We start from the raw sequence: 17,989 nt of genomic DNA, 5'->3' as shown, positions 1-17,989 counted from the left end.
TTACAATGTGGTACAAGTGTAAAGATAGATTCCTGCTGACTTGCTAATAAAAAAGATGAATGGATGCAATACTGCAGCCATTCATCTTTTTTTCAAACAAGGTCGGGGCGGATCGTAGTGGTCTATGGTAATGACTACCCGCCAATGGCGTTCATACGTTTTATCGCCACTTCATTTTGTTTTTTGGCCTTAAGAAGCTCAACTCCTAGCGGTTTATTTGCATTAGCCTCACGCATGACATTGGCAATATCTCCATCAGTAATGGAGGAGTTGCGTAGCATCGCACGTAAATCAATTTCGCTGTCGGAGAACAAGCAGGTACGCAACATGCCGTTAGCAGTGATGCGTAGCCTGTTGCAGGAAGAACAGAAGTGGTTTGACATAGGTGTAATGAAGCCGAGGCGCCCTTTGCCACCTTTTATCCCGAACAGCTTTGCCGGTCCGGAACGTCGTTCTCCCTTTTCAAGTTTTGTGAGGACAGCCAGCTTTCCGGCTTCTTCTAAAATATCATCAGCAGACCAAAAGTTACTTTCATTCCATGCGCTGCAACTGCCCATAGGCATAAACTCGATAAAACGTACGTCCACCGGATTGTTCCGTGCAAAGTTAACAAAGACAGGCAGTTCATCATCATTGATGCCTTTAAGCGCAACAGTGTTGATTTTTACCCCAAGCCCGTTTGCTAAACATTCATCAATGGAACGTGTTACGTTGCGAAGCATGTCGCGTCCTGTAATACTCTGGAATTTTTTGCGGTCAAACGTATCCAGAGAAATGTTTATATAACGGACGCCAAGGTCAGCTAACGCTTTTGCTTTACCATTCATCAATGTTGCGTTTGTGGTAAGGCGCAAGTCCAGATCAGGATGTCTGGACCGCAGCATTTTGACCAGATCAAGAAAATTGCGTCGGGCAAACGGCTCGCCTCCGGTAAGGCGTACTTTACTGACTCCCATGTTAACGGAAATATCCACGAGCCTGACAATCTCTTCATACGTAATAATGTTTTTGTGAGGGATAAACTCCATCCCGTCGGCAGACCAGCAGTACATGCAACGCAGGTTACAGCGGTCAGTAATCGAAACACGCAGGTAATTGACAGTGCGCCCGTGGTTGTCGGTAAGAGCAACGGAGGACGTTGTCTGGGAACTAGATGTTGTATGTGTCATATTGCAGCTATGATCCTCCGGGCCATTTCAAGGTCTGCGGGATAGTTTACGTTAAAGAATGGTAGTGATTCCTGTTGGTCATACGGCAAACAGTATTGCTGATCCTTAGGAACAACCTGACTTAATTTGTACATCCTGTCATCGATCGCCTGTTCAAAAAGAGGCAGTGCCTCGAGTTCGTAAATAGAGACTAGCGCTTCAATAAAACCAGTTTCTTCCTGCACAAAGGTCGTATGTAGTGTCCCTACAGGCCTTTGTTTCCAGAAGCTGATGAGTTTTTGCAGTATTTCCTTGTTCATAAACGGAAGGTCACAGGACAGTACAAGGATAGGGCCTTGCGCTGCACGCAAGGAGGTCATTACACCGCCTATAGGCCCCTTACCTTCAATTTCGTCTTTAACCCAGAGGTAGCCGTCAGCGTGCGGCCGTATATCTCTACTGGAAATCCAGACTTCTGAGCATACCGATTCGAGCAGCCTGCACGTGTATACAAGCAGATCTGGTTCGGAATCTCCATGCACATGGATACGGGTCTTATCATGCCCCATGCGGGAGCTTAACCCACCGGCTAGAACGATTCCGGTGAGATGTTCAGAACCGCTTTTATGCATTAGGTCAGAACCCTCGGAGTCTGTAAATCGTGAAAAACGGTAAAGCGTTTTTCCTGATCACGGGCAAAGCCTACTAGTGTAACATCATGCTCCTGTGCCATTGCAATGGCAGCACTTGTTACAGCAGAGCGGCTGATGATAAACTTGTATCCGGCGCGAATGGCTTTAGCACACAGGCTTGCTGTCACCCGTGCAGAAATCATGAGGACAAGGCCGGACAGAGGGGTTTCCGTACGGCTTGCCCATCCTGCAAGACGGTCAATACAGTTATGCCGTCCAATATCTTCAGTGCGGTGAAGCATTGTGTGGGTTTTTGCGTTGTATGCACCTGCACGATGGAAGCAACCAGTACCGTGCCACTGGCCTTCTTCTTCAATAAAAGTTGCGATAGCGCTGAGTATCTCTGAACCGTGGAGTTTTCCCGGTTCAAGATTGTTTTCAATGGTGTCGCCGATGGTTACGGTAAATTCGTCATTACAGACTTTCTCAACCGTAGTTTTAGCACTGCCTCCGTCAAGGTCGAGCAGTGCGTGACCTGCAACCAGATCTCCAAGGTTTTCCGGCCACGCCCAGAGCGTATGTGACTCACCTTCGAAGTTTAGTTTGATCGGTACTTCAATACTTACGATGTCAGGATGAACAGCCCACTGACCGTCTTTATACTGCGTAACCGTAATTGGTTTCGGTTCGCAGCTGGAGTGAGTTTTACTTTTCGTCATTAGAACCCCCATGCTGAGAGTGTAGGGCGAGCGTATCCTTGTTTACGTGCCAGAATGTCGAGAGTGAGAGATTCAAGGTCATCAAGAACGGGGATACTCACGCGGTCGAGTTCGCGGAAATCGCTAACTTTGATATAGCAGCTGCATGTTTTACATACGTGTACTTCGTATCCAGGCTCGCCATCCGCTTTAAAGTATTCAAGCTTGTTATGATCCTCTTCTCCACAAAACGCACACTGAAGGCGTTTTGCCCGGTATTCAAGGCGGCAGAATGAGCAGGTAAGGTGCTTGAACCCTTCCTTTTCTTTTAAAGAAGCAATTAAAGGCTGAGATCCGCAGTGTGGGCAGTGCCCGTACGGCCACGGTTCTTCGTCGTTTCTGTGTTCCTTCAAAAGATCTGTTTGTACTTGTAATGACGGAGTTAGGCTGCCTTGAGCCAGAAAGCGTACGAGACTTGGAGATTCTGGAATGCGGGCAGCCCAGTCTGCGAAGAACATGTTGTCATCTGCAATAAATGCATCACATGCTTCCTGAATGCTTAATTCTTTATTTTCAATGGCGTTGCGGAGTTTGACAGCAGAAGATGCCAGCGGTTCTTCAGCGTTATCCAGCATAGCCAGCAATTTTCCAAAAAGAATAGCAGTTTCTTTAGGGTCGTATGTAAACGCAGCTCTGGTTACAAGCGGTGCGCCTTGAATGTGCATGCCTGATGTTACCTGAGGCTGTAGCGGCTGCACAGAAATTTTAGCACGGCTTGCAAGTTGCAGCACTGCCGTGTTGCTTACGATTTGTAAAAGAGCTTGAGGTAGAAAACCTTTTTCAGCGATATGTGTAAGTTTACGTTCAAGTCTTTTAGTTTCTAATTCCAGATTAAATTCCATTCTATCTCCTCAGGAAGATTTATATCTGAACATTCAGGAGTCCCCACTGTATCGTGACTTCGAGTGAGGACAACGCTTTTATTTCCTGCTCATAGTGTTACACAACACAAGCCGTTATTTAAAAGATGGCAGGATGTTGCATAACGAGAAAGAACTGGAAATAATCAGAATGAACATTGTTTATTGATGGCAACAGCACATCGACGTTATGCGTTAACATGATGAAAGAATGCGTAACGTAAGTTGTGTGATATTGCAGTGCTTTTAGTTACAGGATGAACCTCATTCTGTGAAGGAAGCACTATGTACCGGACGTACGTGAAAAGGATGAATGAAGTCTTGAGTGCACTATTAGATAATAAGTTTGGATTAAGCTCTGTCAATAACAGGCATAGGGAAGCAATAAACCGGAAAATCGTGAAACGATTTTCCGGTTTGTTTTCTTTTTTAATAAGATAGTTTGTTACGTGAAATTGCGGCGTACTGTGTAGAGGTAAGTAGACATATTGTTAGTAAGCAAGCTGACTTAACGATTTCAGGATAAGTGTGCAGCCCATGGCAAGCATACCGGTGAGTCCCATGCCGCAGGAGAATCCGGCAAGAAGGACTGGAGCATAATGTCGCCATTGTTTGCCGTATTTTTTCAAGAAGAAGTAGCGGCCTAAAAGAGCACCGATAACTTCCAGAATTATTCCGTGAGGTGTGGATTGCCCAAGTCCGCGTACAACGCCATAAATAAGCATGACTGGGAGCCCGAATACGGACAGGAATGCATACATGATAAGTCCGAGACCGATACCGGAACCCACATAGGAAAGACTCAGAGCCTGATAGAAGAGAGAGTTTCCTTCAAGGGTGGACGATTGCAGAAGGAGTGAGTTTAATGCCTGCAAGTGCCATATTTTTTGAGCATAAGGGTAACTTGCCGACGGAATTGGAGCCAGTCTCCACAGAAATTGTGAGAAGAGAAGAGAGGCTATAATTACAATCGGAAAGACTACAAACTCTGCCTTGATGATACCGCGCAGATTTGTGCCGGTAAGTTCGATTTCTCGGAATTGTACCGTTGCCTCCCCATAGTTATGTAACGGAATCGGAGCATACCAGATTTCTATTCCGCTATATCCAAAGTACTTTGCTCCGGCTATAAAACTTGCTTCACGTACGAACGGTAGAGAGACAAATTGTCCGACAATACCTTCCATACGGGCACTGATGTATGATGCTATAGGAGTGTAGACAAAACCGTAGAGCAGGAAAAAAATCCAGGGGAAACTAGGAACAAGCCAGCGGCAGATAAGTGTGTATGTGACGGTCGAGAAGACGTATATGCCTATGGAAAGCCAGAAGTTAATATCACCGCGTCCTGCGGGCGGGTTGAAGAGTTTCGAAAAGTCCAGATCGCCACTTTGTGATCTGAAAGAACGGATTACTTGCCAGATACCGATGATGGCAATGGCAAGCCCTAGCCCGATACCAAAGGACATGTAGAAGTCAAAGTTGTTTGCAAAAACTGTTTCAACGGTTTCCATTCCCGGTTTCCAACGATGGAGGATGCCTATATCAAATAGGATAGGGTTGGCGGCTATGGTAACAAGTAGCCCCACAAGTCCGCCGATAACTGCCCAGAAAGGGAGTACCATACCCACAAAGACCAGCGTCAGATCGAACTGTAACCCTGTCGCCACTGCAGGAAGAACAGCTTCCGTATGGCGTGTCAGTTCAATCCACGGGATTGGAATTAAGCGTATGGGTTCTTCAAAAAGCAAGCCGGAGAGTGCCGGAAGCAGTATATAGAAAAAACCGAAGGCAAGTCCGATGACACCGCCAATAGAGAAGGTTCTCCACTTCCAACCGGATTTGCGGTCTTCAGTTGACTCAGCCAGTGCCATAGTGCCCAAGGCTCCCACTGGCGCCATCGGGAACGGTAGCTTTTCTACATCGGATGTGAGGCGGTAGAGAGCATAGCCCAGCCCGAAGTGGTCAATTCGCTGAACTATTTGCGCACCCACAAGAAGCAATATCGGGATGAGCCAGTCCTGATGAAAAAAGGTTCTTCCTGTGAGGGCTTCTGAACCGGGTTGAGGTGCAATCCATGTAGGAATAAATTCGGTGAGTCCGAGCATCTTTGCAGCGTCCGACTGCACAAGGTACTGGTTCCATAATAGACCCGAAAATGGTGATGCAAGAGCGGCACCTGCCATGTAAAATAGAAGAAATACTTCCTGTTGTTTTAGTTCGGTGTACGAACGCTTTGCTACTTCTGCGAAGAGAATAATCGTAACCCAGCGCGCAGCAGGGCCGATGCCCTGACCGATGACGAGTTGCAAGTACATGCTGCCCGGCATCATCAGGAAGCCAATAAATATGGCACCGATTATGGTTTTCCAGTCAAAGCCTTGCTCAAACTCGGTAGGTGGCTGAAGTAGATCACGATATTCTTGTAATTCTTTATCTTGATACATGGTCTATCCTCCCAGCACTGGAAAGACTGGATACACAATTCCGGAGAATAAACTTACAATAGCCCACGTTCCTCCCATAAGCATATCGCCGATAATGAGTCCCACAAAAGTCATTTGTACTTTTTTATAGAGGGCAGTGCCGCCATAGTGCAGTACCAGATAGTTACAAAGCCATCCAAGAAAGAAGCAGACCCAGAGAATACGCATGCTTTTGCTGTAGGCTGCAAGAAAGCCTAAAGGGTGAAGCGGCCACCATGGAAATTTGTAGAAGCAGAATACAAGGACACCCATGACTATAGCACCAACGATTGCAAACGAGGTGATCCACGAATTCGCACTCAGTGGTGCGTCAATCAGTCTGCCTGCATTTTCATAAATAGAGAGGACTGACTGCGTTTGCACTTCCAGTTTTAAATCGCGCAGACCTGTTTTGTATCCAAGAATAAGCATTGAACAAAATGCTGTGCATACGCACAAGGCAAGCAAGATTGTCAGCGCGATAAAGAAGCGTCGTTTGCTTTTTGTGTGCTCGGAAATTTTATTACCGTGCACAAGGTTCGGCATAAGCGACTCTTGCACATCAAGAAACATCATCTTCTGCATAACAGTCGTGAGAGCAATTCCGGCCATTCCCAGAAAGCGGGTTCCCAATATTGAGGTAAGTCCGTCGGAGGGGGCGGCTGTGAGCATAAACTGTGGCAATCCACCTTGTGTAATAACGCGTGATACAACTAGCAGAATCATAAAAAATGCAACTGGCATGATAACTGAGCCGCCGATAGACATACCGAACGAATGACACCAGACCATCATTGCGCCGATGCCGATAACAGCTCCCCAAAGTGACCATGTAGCAGGTATAATTTCACCTTGGTAAACTTTTGTATTGTGAAGTCCCGTCTTGAAGACGTTGACTAAGTGTTCACGGGCAAGCCAGAGAATAAACAGGAAGAATATGAATGTGGCACCGATAACTGTAGCTTCTGCCGGACGGGCAAGGTTGGGACCGAAGGTAATGCCCATGGCAGATTGGGGAACATTGAATCCCATAACATACAATATTCCCATGAAAAGTGCGCCAAAGATGTAGAAGAACCAGAAACTGAATGCAATTTGTCGTGTGGCAAGGAACGCAAAGCCGATGTACGCAGGAACAATATACAATTGTAACTTATTAAAGCCGGAAAAAAGACCATATTTGGGGAAATATTGTCCGGCAAGAACCAGCAGCGGCAGTTGCGGGATAGATGGATAGTGATAACTCAGCCCGTTAATCATGTGGAGAAACACCGGAATTCCGATGCCCCACAAGAGGAATTTATTTGTAAGAAACTCGCGCATCTTCCCGGCATCTAGTGCTTCACTCAAAAATTGCGGCACGCGTAGGAGTGGAAAGTTTATGCGTTCATTTTCTATCCACTGTCTGCCAAACAGGTTAACGAGGCAGAGCATGGTGAGGTATGCCATCATAATGAACAACCCCCATAGTGTCATAACTCCTGTCCATGCAGCCCATGGAATTTGTTGTACTACCTGCAGGATGCTCATGTCGTGTCCACCGACAAAACCTTCATATAACGGTTTTACTACGGAGGGACTGTTCATGTACCACGAGTCTGGAAGATACGGAGTTAGCGTCTTGACCCAGCTGTAGCCGCCGCTCTGGTAATAGATTGGTGCGGTAATATTAAGAAAAAATGATTCTGCAAGGCCGGAATAGCCAATACCAATTCCGATGACCATAAATAACCATGTGACAAGTTGTTCTGTGCCGTTGAGTATGGGATTTGTCTTTGTTGATGCGGCAATAATTGCTGTAACAATAAATAAGATAAAGGAAATAAAGAAGGGGGCGAGGGGGAAGTGCCCGCCGCCGAGTGGCGTTCCTCCGAGCCATGCAGTGTTGAATGGCCCGGCTGCGCACATAAGTATACCGAGAAGAATAGCAAAGACTAGAGCGGGGAGCCGTAACGTGTTCATGCGCTATCTCCTTTGTTCTCTATCGCTGTGTGCGGGATGTCTTTCCCCTTTTTAGCAAGGGCGGTTTTTAAGTCTCTTTCGTAGGTTGAGCGCGCGCTTTTTTCTATAGACCGCCATACAAGAAGCTGCTTGCGCAAACCATGCAGAAACGGCTTGTTAAGGTTTTGCCACACGCGTTTTTCTCCTGCTTCGCGGGTAAGAATGACATGGATTTCTTTAAACCCGTGATGCGATTCAGACGGGCACATAATAAGCTGCACGTTCTGGCGCACCCCAAAGTCAAAGGGAGCAAGCCATGTTTTGAAATCAAAGGTGAGACAGGCGTCGCCTGCGGTGTCCTGTTGAACTGAATCAGGAATGAGTCCCTGTTCAACAAGATTATCCGGAGGCAGGAAGCTGCACGTAATATCCTGAGTGGAAAAGGCGCCATGTGATATGCCAGCATGTCCGTTGTAGTACTCAAACAGGAACCCTCCGGCGAAGGCCTGCTCTGAGCTTCTTACGAGAAACGGCAGTTCAATGCGCATGACATCGCCTACCGCTTCCGGAAGTTTCCATGCACGGGTGACGTCTGGAATAGCAATTTCTGATGCAACTCTGGAAGGATATATCGAGGATATGAGTACAACAATAATGATGAGCAGCATGGCCATAACACCGGCTGTGGATGAATAGTTGGCAGTCATACCTGCCCATAGTTCTGTGCCGGCCATAAATCCGGATACAGTTTGTGCTATGAGATAGCCGAAGACAGCACTGATAACCGCAAAGGCTAGTGATTCTGCCACGAAGAGGAAGGCAACATGAGACGGTGCCAACCCTACAGATGTGTATACACCAATTTCACCGCGTCGTTCATACACAGAACCGATCATGGTGTTTAAAACGATCAGTACCGCAATGCCGATAGGAATGAGAATAGCGGAGAGGCCACTGTAACTGATGAAATTCGAAGCATAATATAAATATGTCCCCGAAGTTGTACCGCTGAATACAAGCATACCGAATCGGTAGCCAAGGTTCAGTAAACCATGGTTAACATCATCGGGTTTGTCTTTCCCTGTTTTAATAGCAACAGCTTTAAGGGAGCCACCTTCAGAAAGAAGGGTGCGTGCTGGAATGATAACCGTGCGTGCGCCGCTTATGTGTTCGTACCGGCTTTCATAGCGGAGTAAGTCTTCTCCACGGTTCAACGCTTCCGCCTCGGTTTCGCTTAGGTCAGAGGCGGCAATGTTAGGATAAATGATTGGCGTAATCGGTTCGCCGTCAAGATCTTTGCTTTCTGCAAGTGCCTTGTTTTTAATAATGCCGCGTACTGTATAGGGAATTCCCCAAAAGGTGATTTTAGGCGCAATGGCCCCTACGTGTGTTATGCCCAGCTGGTTTGCGATCTCTTCCGGCAGGATAATGGAGTGCTGGTCGCTTTCGTTAAACCATGAGCCGGATACAAGATGTTTGCGTAATGAACTCATATCACTTTCAGAAGGGGCTAGTCCGATAAGTGCCCGTGCGGATGATTCCTTCCCGTTGTATTTCATCGGCAGGAACGGGGCACGGGTTTTGTCTTCGATTTCGAACCAGACGCGCGGGGCGATGATTCCTTCTTGGCCGAACAGATCATTTGTTACTTGTAATGTTTCAACCGGCATATCCCGCCAGTTAGGATTCTTAAGAAGCAGGCCGTAGTATGGCGCTGAAGTGCTGAATTCTACCCATCCGGCAGTGCGTATACTTTTGGTGGAGGTAAAATTCATAATAGTGAATGTCAGGATTGTGAGTGTTGTAATTGTCAGTGCTGTACGCAGAGGTCTACGGCGCAGGTTGCTTACTCCAATAGCCATAGCTGCTACAAAAGTTGCACTCTTGTTTGCCTCCGTTACTCGAATATTGTGTGCCTGCTCCTGAAAAATTTTGACCTCCCGTTCGAAGCGCAGGAATATGAGCATGGACACAAGAAACGAAAGCCCGATGATAAAAAATGCCAGAATAACAATGAGCGGGCTGTAGGTCAGCTGGAATGCCGGATGAACAAAATAAACTAGAATAATAGTAACCGTGAGTAGGCCGAGGAACGCAATAATGCGTTTGTAGATGGAGGAAAAACCGAAGAACAGACGTTCAAGGCAATAGGCAAACGGCACAAACAGAGCAATATAGAAAAGTACACCGGAGAGAACGTCCCTTTGGGTTCCTTCAATATCATTGTAAACAAGAGAAGCCGTAGCAAGGGATGCTCGTGATGTGTTCATCAGACCAACCCAGTCTTTTTGCTGGTAGTATTGTTCTGCTTGCTCAAGCAGTAGTTGTGCTTGTTGATACAGATTGGAAATTCGCTCGTTGTTGATGCCCTTTTCTTCCAGATTTTTGATCCGGGGGATGAGTAGTGTCCACATGTCTTTCGCGGCATGGTATTCTGTGAACGGAATGACGGGCCATTTACTTATAAGATAGCCTTTGCCAAGCGGGTCTTTCTGGGTGTTGTTTAGCAGCAGAACTTTTTTACCGAGGACAGTATCCGAAAGGGTGAGCTTGAACGGGACGTCCGGCTCAAGGAAAAAAGTCCCCAGCGTAGAATCACGAGTATCCAGTCTTGAATACCAGTAGCGTAACGGACTGGTTTCAGTTCGTGCATCAATAATTTCAGTTCGATATAAGTACGCAAGTGTCCGTGCATCAAGTAAATTGAAAAGAGTTGATTGCGCACAATCAAACATGGTGAGTTGGGTTCCCATAGTATTGCGGCGCATTTTGACACGGTAATTGCTTTTGCCGGTACTCGGCTTATCCACGGCCCACACTGCTAGACCAGTATCCGGAGCGAGCTTATACGCTTCTATGACAGCCTTATGGATGGTTTGCTGTGATGTGGCAAGCCCCGGCAATTCAAAGCTGCCGTCCGTGTTAACCATGGCGTAGAAACGGGAAGGACCTTGATAAGTAAGAACCAGTGTGCCTACGGCAGGTTTATCTGGAAAAGGTTCTCCTTGTCTTTGCAGGTTGACACTTCCTCCCAGTGTGGCAAGGCCGTTTCTGCCTCGTTCAATATCGGGCAGACTTTCATTTGCAATGTTGGCAATAAGCGACGTGACGAACTGATTCTGTTCCAGTGCATATTTTTGGTCTGTTGCTGCCAGAACGTCGTGCGGGGTTCCCCATAGCGGACGGAAATCGTGAAGTGAGGCAATACTGATCATCGGAAAGCCCGCAATCGCCAGAACTTCGCTGTCGAATGTTGGGAGATCCGGAAGATAACTTTGCCATGGTGTCGTTGGAGTCGGATGAAGCGAATCTTGCCATAATGTATCGTAGTTCGGCAGTTTCTTAGCGTTTTCAGTCACCAGCTCAGACAATGGACTGAAGAATGATGTGCGGTTAATACTCGCTTTCAATTCATATAAATATCCTCGAGTAAATCCGCCGACACCAGTGCCATGGGTAGATAGATAGAGTCCGAATCCTGCTTGCATGGTGCGTTCGCCGATGGCTTCTTTCAGGAGGAGTTTGCTGTCTGCGCTGCGTAACCGGATGATGAGATCTGCAAATCTTTCCTGCTGTTCTGCAAGCGCAAGAGATACCAAGTTGCGCAAGATCCTAAGTTCTTCAGGTGGAACAGGATTTTGTGCTTGTACTTTTGAACTTAGCCAGACCACGTTTCTGAGTTCAAGGCGTTTTGCCGCCAGTTCTTTAATTCGTTTAGAATCTTCACTTGAACCTGTTGCCGCAAGGCGTAACCGGACAACTTCGCGGGTGAAAAGGTCAACTTGCGTTTTGGATACAGAATCCAATGCAGTGCGAAAAAGTTCACGTTCCCTTGATGAATATATATTCAAAGATTCCGGTGTGGAGAATAGCTCTGGATTATGAAGAAGTGCGATGGTGTCTCTGGTATCTGATGCTTTTTGAGCAAGTTGAGTAGAAGAGTCTTTTATATCACTCAGCTTTTGCGTTAATAGCGACGCGAAAGAGCGCATCCCCGCATTGCTCTGTGAGTGGCCGGATGTGGCAAGTAACAGTACGGATGCTTTCGGCGGATTCTTTCTTAGTTGCTCAGCAATGGACAGTAAGGTTGCAATAGAAGTCGATTCATCTGCTCCGGGGGCATGTTCCGGAACAAATGCGGCTGCATCATAAAACGCTTCTACGAGCATAAATTTGCTGTCGGCATCTGTGCCTGTGCCGGGAATAAAAGCCCAGACGTTTTCGCCTTCTGCCTGAACCCATTCAATATTGGCGGAAACTGTGACTTTTGTTACCGGATCTTTCGGCAGCGTTTGTTCGTATAGCGAGTTAAGGTCACCAAAAAACTCCGCAGCTTTTTCGCGGGAGATCCAGAATCGGGGAAAGTTGATAGGCGTAAGTTCAAACTTATCGTTAAAGAGTGCTTTGGTAGGAGGCGTGGCGTTTCCTTCATCTACATAAATGAGTGCAGATGCACCAAGTTGTGCCGCATTAATCCAGTTTTTTCCGGATGCTAAATCCATAATGACGATAGCACCCTGCACATCCTTGCCGTTGAACTCTGCAAGCTCTCCCCCCTTAACGTATATTACATGCCCTGTGATGCCTTTTTCCGAGGTGGTTGATGGTGTGACCGCATTGAGGCGCAAGGGGGGAAGCGTTATACTTTGCTGGTGTAATGTGTCTGTTCTTCTAAGGGTACCTACTTTGAAGTGGGTAACGGGCAAGAGATATGACTGGATACCGGTTGTCACAGACTTATGGGCAGAAAAGTCTGTTTTGAGTTGTTCATGGATAAAGCGCGCTGCTTCTTTTGCACCTTGCGACCCTGTGAACCTTTCTTGCAGTAAAGAAAGAGCCGTTGTGGTCAGTTTGAATTTCCTGTCGCTGTTTGTGGACTTACGTGCATAGCCAGTTTGAACTGTAGTGCAGAGTATAAGACAGAGCATAATGAAGATCATTATGTTTGGTGCGGTGGAACCCTTATGGGGCGGTATGGTAAAGATGGAGTTCATTAGTGCTCCTTCTCCCCGATGGTACCAAGAGAAATTTTAAGTTCGTCGCGGTGTTCTTCTTTATCAACTCGTCCGTCTTTAACCCACACTACGCGGTCGGATACGCTGATCATTTTGTAATCGTGTGTAGCCGTAATAATGGTTACTCCGCGTTCTCTGCACAGAGTACGCAACAACTCAATGACTTCTTCGCCGGTGCGATTGTCCAGGTTGCCCGTAGGTTCATCCGCAAGAATAATTGTCGGATCGTTTGCGAAAGAACGAGCAATGGCTACACGCTGCTGCTGACCACCGGATAATTCCAGAGGCTTATGCTGATGACGGGAGCCCAGTCCAACAAGGTCAAGCAGCTGTAATCCTTTTTCCGTTGCAGCTTCATTATGCATTCCTGCAAAGATCATAGGCAGGGTAACATTTTCCAGCGCGGTCAACGTTGGAATGATGTTGAATGTCTGGAAGATATAGCCGATTTTCCGGTTGCGCAGCCATGCAAGCTCGTAGGCATCCAGCTGAGAAATATCTACTTCATCGATAAAAACTTTTCCTTCTGTAGGCTTATCCAGCCCACCGATCATGTTGAACAACGTACTTTTTCCGCTACCGGAAGCCCCCATAATAGATAGATATTCACCGGCATAAATTTCCAGATTAATGCCGCGCAATGCATGTACAAGCTGCTTACCCATTTTGAAGGTCTTCTTAACGCCTTCAACCCGGACAATTATCTGTTTTTCGTCCATCGAGCCTCTCCCTGACTATACCCTATTGCCGGTGTCTCCAGCTTGTGGGCGCGGATGGTAACTTCAAAAATTTTATCCGGAGTTATGGCAAACCCCTGATATGTTGCGGACAGTTTTTTGCGAGTGTAGATGGCGCAAAGGGTGTTTGAAGCATGGTACAGGTACTGATGTTCGTTTGCCGGAAGGCCGTCCAGAATTCCTGCCAGTACAGCCCAGCGAATTTTTTCCGGTGAATTTGCGTAATCATGCCATACAATCATGGAATTATCGTCTTTCAACAAAGGGAAAATATTTCGGGTGTCACTGGCAACAGCGGCTGCATGGTGGTCACCATCGACAAAAATAAGATCAAAGTTTTTTGTAAGAGTAGAAAAATCAAACGAGAGCGTATCGCAGTCTATACATGTGATGTTGGGATACTGCGTAGGCGTGATAAAGAACCCGTCCTGCCGGATCATGGAATTGCTGAACCCGGCTTGTGCCTGCTGTGCCGGTGATAAACTGAGAGAAAAGCAGGTCCTTGTGTGCGGAGCTACATTTGTGATGGACTCACCGCGCCATCTCCCGATTTCCAGATAATCACACGCGTCGTATGATCGGGCGAGTCCTTTGAGCAGGGCAATATCCATAGGTGTTGCGGCGGCTTCCAGCATAGCATATGGCGAAATTGTTTCTTCAAATTCAGGAATAAGATCGAGCAGGTCTACCTGCGGCAGGCCCAGTTCCAGCCCGTAGGACTTTGTGACGTATTGTTGCCACCATAGAGCATCGTGTCTGTCGCGATAAATGGATTTCAATGCCTTATGAGGCTTTCGTAACAAGTACCACAATGCAGTGAGCATGCGATGGCGTTTTGAGGGGAAGAACGTGCGTGGCATGAGTACTTCCTAGTGCTGTGCGTTAAGTGCTTTTACTGGTTCCATGCGTGCAGCAAGAATGGCAGGGTACAATACACCGATAATGCTCAACGCAAATCCTGTACCCGTAGCAATAAGAAACGAGATGAAGACATTCATCAGCGATACTAGAATCAACGATGCTACACCGAAATTTACCAGACCGTTAAGGAACGCAAAGGCAATGCCTGCGGCAGCACCTATTGCGGCACCGATGATGCCGATAAGCGCTGCTTCTATGAGGAATAGGCGCAAGATGATGGAATCAAGCGCTCCAAGGCATTTGAATATACCGATAATACGGAACCGTTCGGTAACGGACATAAGTTGTGCGTTGATAATACCGACGGTGCATACGAGAAGTGAGAGAAGGACGATCCAGCGTTCTTTAGGGCCGGTTGTTACCGTGCCGAGGGCGGTGTTAACATCAAACCCCATTTCTGTGAGGAGTGAGGCAAACTGGGAGCCGCCGAATTTGATAAGTCCTGTGGCGATGTCCAGACTGACCAAAATGAATGCAAGAAAAGCAACCGCAAGGATTAGACTGCTCATAGTAATAAGTGAGCGTGTGAACCGGTTCCGCAAACTTTGAACCGCAAAGTCAAAAGATTTACTCCACGGAAAGCCGATACTCTGGCCTGCCTCGTGGGTGAAAAATCCGGTGTGTGACGATTGTTCCGGCATAGCTGTTCCTACGGTTGCTGCTCACCATAGTAATCAGGGTATTTTCATGGAAAATTTTTTCTGAAAATATGCAAGCAGGTAGTCTGTCCGGCCTGTATGCAATAATGTTGCGTTCTATGGTTGAGCAAAATAATGAGTAACCACCATCATAGCATATAGGAATATATGGGAACAGGCTGTACGGGGTAGCTTTGTAAGATTATCAGCAGGCGTTGCAGAAACTCCTCGGCGGCGCTGTTCATTCTGTCATGATGCATCATTACTCCACAACGGCCGGAGGCAATTCCGGCACGCAGCTCTGCCAGTAATCCCTTCCAACCGCTTGCTGCAGTCAGTTCGTTCCGTGTGTGCAGATCAACATTAACCGGAATATCCGGTAAAATCTTTTGATAGGGTGCAGAAGCTGTGCGGGAGATTGCTTTCCAACCGATGTCTTTTAAAATTTGGATGTTCGAGTCGGAAATTCTATTCCACGGTGGTGTGAATACCGGATAGAACGTATCACCGAACAATGATTTCAGGGTGTCATGACCTTGTTGCAACTCCTCAGCACATTCCTCATGTTTTCTGTCGTTGCCAAATTCGCAGCTTCGGCCATGCGTTGCATGGTTCACGTGAGACCAGCCGTGCTGGTGCCAGCACCAGAGGTGATTTTTCTCAGGTGCGACTGACAACAGTGCCTCAACATGGGCGGCAGTGCTCCATGCGGGAACAACTGCCAGCCCCAGAGGGGTGTCGTATTCAGCAAAAATACGAAGCATGTTCCGGCAGGCTGTTGAAGGGATAGCGATGTCATCTGCGCGAAAAAATATTGACGGAATTTTTCCCATAGGGCGCCCATTGGTTTTATGGGCTTCCACACCAGCTTGGATGGTCTGTGCAAGCAACTCTTGAATGTTGGAAGGGACTGCATGCCATAGTGCTGAAATGTACGGTCGTTGTTTTGCCATAGTGTTCCCTCCCACGGTTCACAACGTATCATTTATCATAAAAAATAAACTGATTTCAAAGGGGCGGGTAGTGTAAGCTTCGAGTTACCCAACGGCCTTACTTTGTAATAGTTGTTCCAATATCCGAACAGACTTCATTGCTCCTTGCAGGTCAACGTAGTGTTGCGGCGGTGGCGCAGGAGTGTTGACATACTGCTCAAGTATTGCGCTGAGGCGGTCTGGTTCCATCTCTTTCTGTTCAAGAATTTTGAGTGCTCCAAGTTTTTCAAGGCTGGTTGATCGCATGCGTTGTTCTCTATTTTGATCAAAAGGAAAAACCAGTCCGAACGTGTCTACTGCCAGCAGATTCATTGTTGTATTGTATCCGGCCATACTAAGGGAGAGATCGGCTGCGCTGAGATGTGTAATGAAATCAGAGATAAAATCAGTAACAGTAATGTGCGGGTACGGTGCGCAAAGCTCTTGAATGCGTGTTCGGGCATCAGGTTGCATAAAAGGACCAGTGGAAATCAGCAGTCTGTGCGGGGTGGTTCTGTTGAGCAAAATAGAGGCGGCTGCGAGTTGCTGCATGATTTCCGGATGTACAGATCCGCTGCCGATACTGCCGAGAATGAATGGCGTATCAGGTGTGATAGAAAGGGATTCTCGCACTGCTTCAGGGCAGAGATCGTGTGGAAGTGGTGTTATGTATCCGGTGTTGTAGATCGGAATTGTGATCTCGTTAATACGGGGGAATGTGGCGTCCAGCGTGATAACTTTCGGGTCTGTATGTACAAGAACAGCATCGAAATATGAGTTCAGGATAGAAAGTACACGTTCTTCGAATTGTTGCTGTTTCGTTTTTTCTACAAGAATATCACGCACACTGCATATGGTGTACATGTTGGGAAATGCATTTTGCTTGGCGAGTTCAAGGACGGGCATAAGCTCAAAACTGAACTGCTTGCGTCCGAACGGGAAGAGTTCAATTAAAAAAACATCGGGCTGCAATGCCTTGAGTGTTTCAGTAAGAATGTCGGTACGCTGGAGTTTAATGATTTCAAGCTCTGCTTCTGAGAGAATATGTTTGGAGCCGTCTTTATCTGTACGGATGAAGGCTCCGAACTCTTCGTCCATGGAAAGAGGGGGCAGTTCGATTACTTGTACATGCGGGGGGTAGGTGATGGATAAAGGAGTGCCGCCGGTAACAAGTGTTACTTCATGATCAACGAGAGCCTTGTCTATTTCCAGACTGCGGAAAAAATGCCCCATGCCGAGCACATGCTGACAGTAGTGGACTACGCGCATCAGATCACCTCATTAATGGAGAGGATTGAATATTGTGTTGTTTCAGGTGCAGTTTGTTCTGCAATCAGGCGATGTAGTGCATGTTTTTTGATAAGCTTTCCTTCTTCGGGAAGGAACTTTGTATGCATGAGGTGGTTGGCAATGGACGCAATGTTGCCATAATGGGTTACGATCAAGATGTGTTCTCCGTTCCATCGTCGGGTTGCTTCATGCATCGCTTCAAGGGTCCTGTTAAGTACCTCTATCCTGCTTTCGCCGCCCGGTGGTTTGAACTCCCATCCTGCAGCTTCCTGACGTGCTATTTCTTCGGGGGTCGTTTCGCGCAGATCCTGAATGGTATGACCTGCCCATGCTCCCCAATCTTGTTCACGTAGGCGAGGATCACGTTCAATAGGAACGTTTGTATGTTTGTTAAGTGCAAGCGCGGTATGGTAGGCACGTGCAAGATCACTGGTGAGGATACGTGTCCATGGATATTGCATGATGGATGGAATCCATTCGCTGATGATATCGTAACTTTCTTGCGGAAGTGAAACATCATGTTGTCCCTGAATTCGTTTGACAGAGTTCCATCCTGTGGGGGCATGGCGTAGGAGACCAATATACGTTTGTTTCATGGTAACCTCTGGCGTAT

General features: G+C 47.1%; 13 protein-coding genes. All 13 read right to left on the bottom strand.

Translation table 11 applies throughout. From position 1 onward, the window contains the following. Positions 1-134: 134 nt before the first annotated feature. Positions 135-1,169: a GTP 3',8-cyclase MoaA gene (gene moaA, locus F461_RS0106785; RefSeq protein WP_020000400.1), complete on the bottom strand. Its 1,035-nt coding sequence runs from the start codon at positions 1,167-1,169 to the stop codon at positions 135-137. After that, positions 1,166-1,780, bottom strand: coding sequence for a molybdenum cofactor guanylyltransferase (locus tag F461_RS0106780; RefSeq protein WP_020000399.1), 615 nt, complete (start codon positions 1,778-1,780; stop codon positions 1,166-1,168). The genes moaA and F461_RS0106780 overlap by 4 nt, the downstream gene beginning before the upstream one ends. Then, positions 1,780-2,499, bottom strand: a complete 720-nt coding sequence (locus F461_RS0106775) for a formate dehydrogenase accessory sulfurtransferase FdhD (protein WP_020000398.1) — start codon at positions 2,497-2,499, stop codon at positions 1,780-1,782. The genes F461_RS0106780 and F461_RS0106775 overlap by 1 nt, the downstream gene beginning before the upstream one ends. Then, positions 2,499-3,380: a formate dehydrogenase accessory protein FdhE gene (locus F461_RS0106770; RefSeq protein ID WP_020000397.1), complete on the bottom strand. Its 882-nt coding sequence runs from the start codon at positions 3,378-3,380 to the stop codon at positions 2,499-2,501. The genes F461_RS0106775 and F461_RS0106770 overlap by 1 nt, the downstream gene beginning before the upstream one ends. A 509-nt stretch (positions 3,381-3,889) precedes the next feature. After that, positions 3,890-5,845: a peptide transporter gene (locus F461_RS0106765; protein WP_020000396.1), complete on the bottom strand. Its 1,956-nt coding sequence runs from the start codon at positions 5,843-5,845 to the stop codon at positions 3,890-3,892. A gap of 3 nt (positions 5,846-5,848) precedes the next feature. Continuing rightward, complete coding sequence (locus F461_RS0106760; protein ID WP_020000395.1) at positions 5,849-7,825, bottom strand: DUF6785 family protein; 1,977 nt, start codon at positions 7,823-7,825, stop codon at positions 5,849-5,851. Then, entirely contained in the window at positions 7,822-12,798 is a 4,977-nt protein-coding gene (locus tag F461_RS17275) for an FtsX-like permease family protein (protein ID WP_020000394.1), read from the bottom strand. Before F461_RS17275 ends, F461_RS0106760 begins: the two co-directional genes overlap by 4 nt. Beyond that, positions 12,798-13,538 carry an ABC transporter ATP-binding protein gene (locus F461_RS0106750; RefSeq protein ID WP_020000393.1) on the bottom strand — a complete coding sequence of 247 codons (741 nt, stop codon included), beginning with the start codon at positions 13,536-13,538 and terminating at the stop codon, positions 12,798-12,800. Before F461_RS0106750 ends, F461_RS17275 begins: the two co-directional genes overlap by 1 nt. Further along, positions 13,520-14,416: a class I SAM-dependent methyltransferase gene (locus F461_RS0106745; protein WP_020000392.1), complete on the bottom strand. Its 897-nt coding sequence runs from the start codon at positions 14,414-14,416 to the stop codon at positions 13,520-13,522. The genes F461_RS0106750 and F461_RS0106745 overlap by 19 nt, the downstream gene beginning before the upstream one ends. Before the next feature lie 9 nt (positions 14,417-14,425). Beyond that, a complete protein-coding gene (locus tag F461_RS0106740; protein ID WP_020000391.1) occupies positions 14,426-15,118 on the bottom strand; it encodes an ABC transporter permease in 693 nt (230 codons plus the stop codon). Between the two features lie 146 nt (positions 15,119-15,264). Continuing rightward, positions 15,265-16,068 carry a polysaccharide deacetylase family protein gene (locus tag F461_RS17270; RefSeq protein ID WP_020000390.1) on the bottom strand — a complete coding sequence of 268 codons (804 nt, stop codon included), beginning with the start codon at positions 16,066-16,068 and terminating at the stop codon, positions 15,265-15,267. A gap of 84 nt (positions 16,069-16,152) precedes the next feature. Then, on the bottom strand, positions 16,153-17,355 hold the full coding sequence (locus tag F461_RS0106730) for a glycosyltransferase family protein (protein WP_020000389.1): 1,203 nt from the start codon (positions 17,353-17,355) through the stop codon (positions 16,153-16,155). Next, a complete protein-coding gene (locus F461_RS17265; protein ID WP_020000388.1) occupies positions 17,355-17,972 on the bottom strand; it encodes a histidine phosphatase family protein in 618 nt (205 codons plus the stop codon). The genes F461_RS0106730 and F461_RS17265 overlap by 1 nt, the downstream gene beginning before the upstream one ends. Positions 17,973-17,989: the final 17 nt, after the last annotated feature.

The sequence above is a fragment of the Halodesulfovibrio aestuarii DSM 17919 = ATCC 29578 genome (genome assembly GCF_000384815.1).
GTDB lineage: Bacteria > Desulfobacterota > Desulfovibrionia > Desulfovibrionales > Desulfovibrionaceae > Halodesulfovibrio > Halodesulfovibrio aestuarii.
Note: the sequence above shows the minus strand (reverse complement) of the source record. Positions and strands in the feature narration are given on the sequence as shown.

Coding starts and splice junctions, on each gene's coding strand:
- moaA (WP_020000400.1), bottom strand. CDS start 1,169: ATGACACATACAACATCTAGTTCCCAGACAACGTCCTCCGTTGCTCTT.
- F461_RS0106780 (WP_020000399.1), bottom strand. CDS start 1,780: ATGCATAAAAGCGGTTCTGAACATCTCACCGGAATCGTTCTAGCCGGT.
- F461_RS0106775 (WP_020000398.1), bottom strand. CDS start 2,499: ATGACGAAAAGTAAAACTCACTCCAGCTGCGAACCGAAACCAATTACG.
- F461_RS0106770 (WP_020000397.1), bottom strand. CDS start 3,380: ATGGAATTTAATCTGGAATTAGAAACTAAAAGACTTGAACGTAAACTT.
- F461_RS0106765 (WP_020000396.1), bottom strand. CDS start 5,845: ATGTATCAAGATAAAGAATTACAAGAATATCGTGATCTACTTCAGCCA.
- F461_RS0106760 (WP_020000395.1), bottom strand. CDS start 7,825: ATGAACACGTTACGGCTCCCCGCTCTAGTCTTTGCTATTCTTCTCGGT.
- F461_RS17275 (WP_020000394.1), bottom strand. CDS start 12,798: ATGAACTCCATCTTTACCATACCGCCCCATAAGGGTTCCACCGCACCA.
- F461_RS0106750 (WP_020000393.1), bottom strand. CDS start 13,538: ATGGACGAAAAACAGATAATTGTCCGGGTTGAAGGCGTTAAGAAGACC.
- F461_RS0106745 (WP_020000392.1), bottom strand. CDS start 14,416: ATGCCACGCACGTTCTTCCCCTCAAAACGCCATCGCATGCTCACTGCA.
- F461_RS0106740 (WP_020000391.1), bottom strand. CDS start 15,118: ATGCCGGAACAATCGTCACACACCGGATTTTTCACCCACGAGGCAGGC.
- F461_RS17270 (WP_020000390.1), bottom strand. CDS start 16,068: ATGGCAAAACAACGACCGTACATTTCAGCACTATGGCATGCAGTCCCT.
- F461_RS0106730 (WP_020000389.1), bottom strand. CDS start 17,355: ATGCGCGTAGTCCACTACTGTCAGCATGTGCTCGGCATGGGGCATTTT.
- F461_RS17265 (WP_020000388.1), bottom strand. CDS start 17,972: ATGAAACAAACGTATATTGGTCTCCTACGCCATGCCCCCACAGGATGG.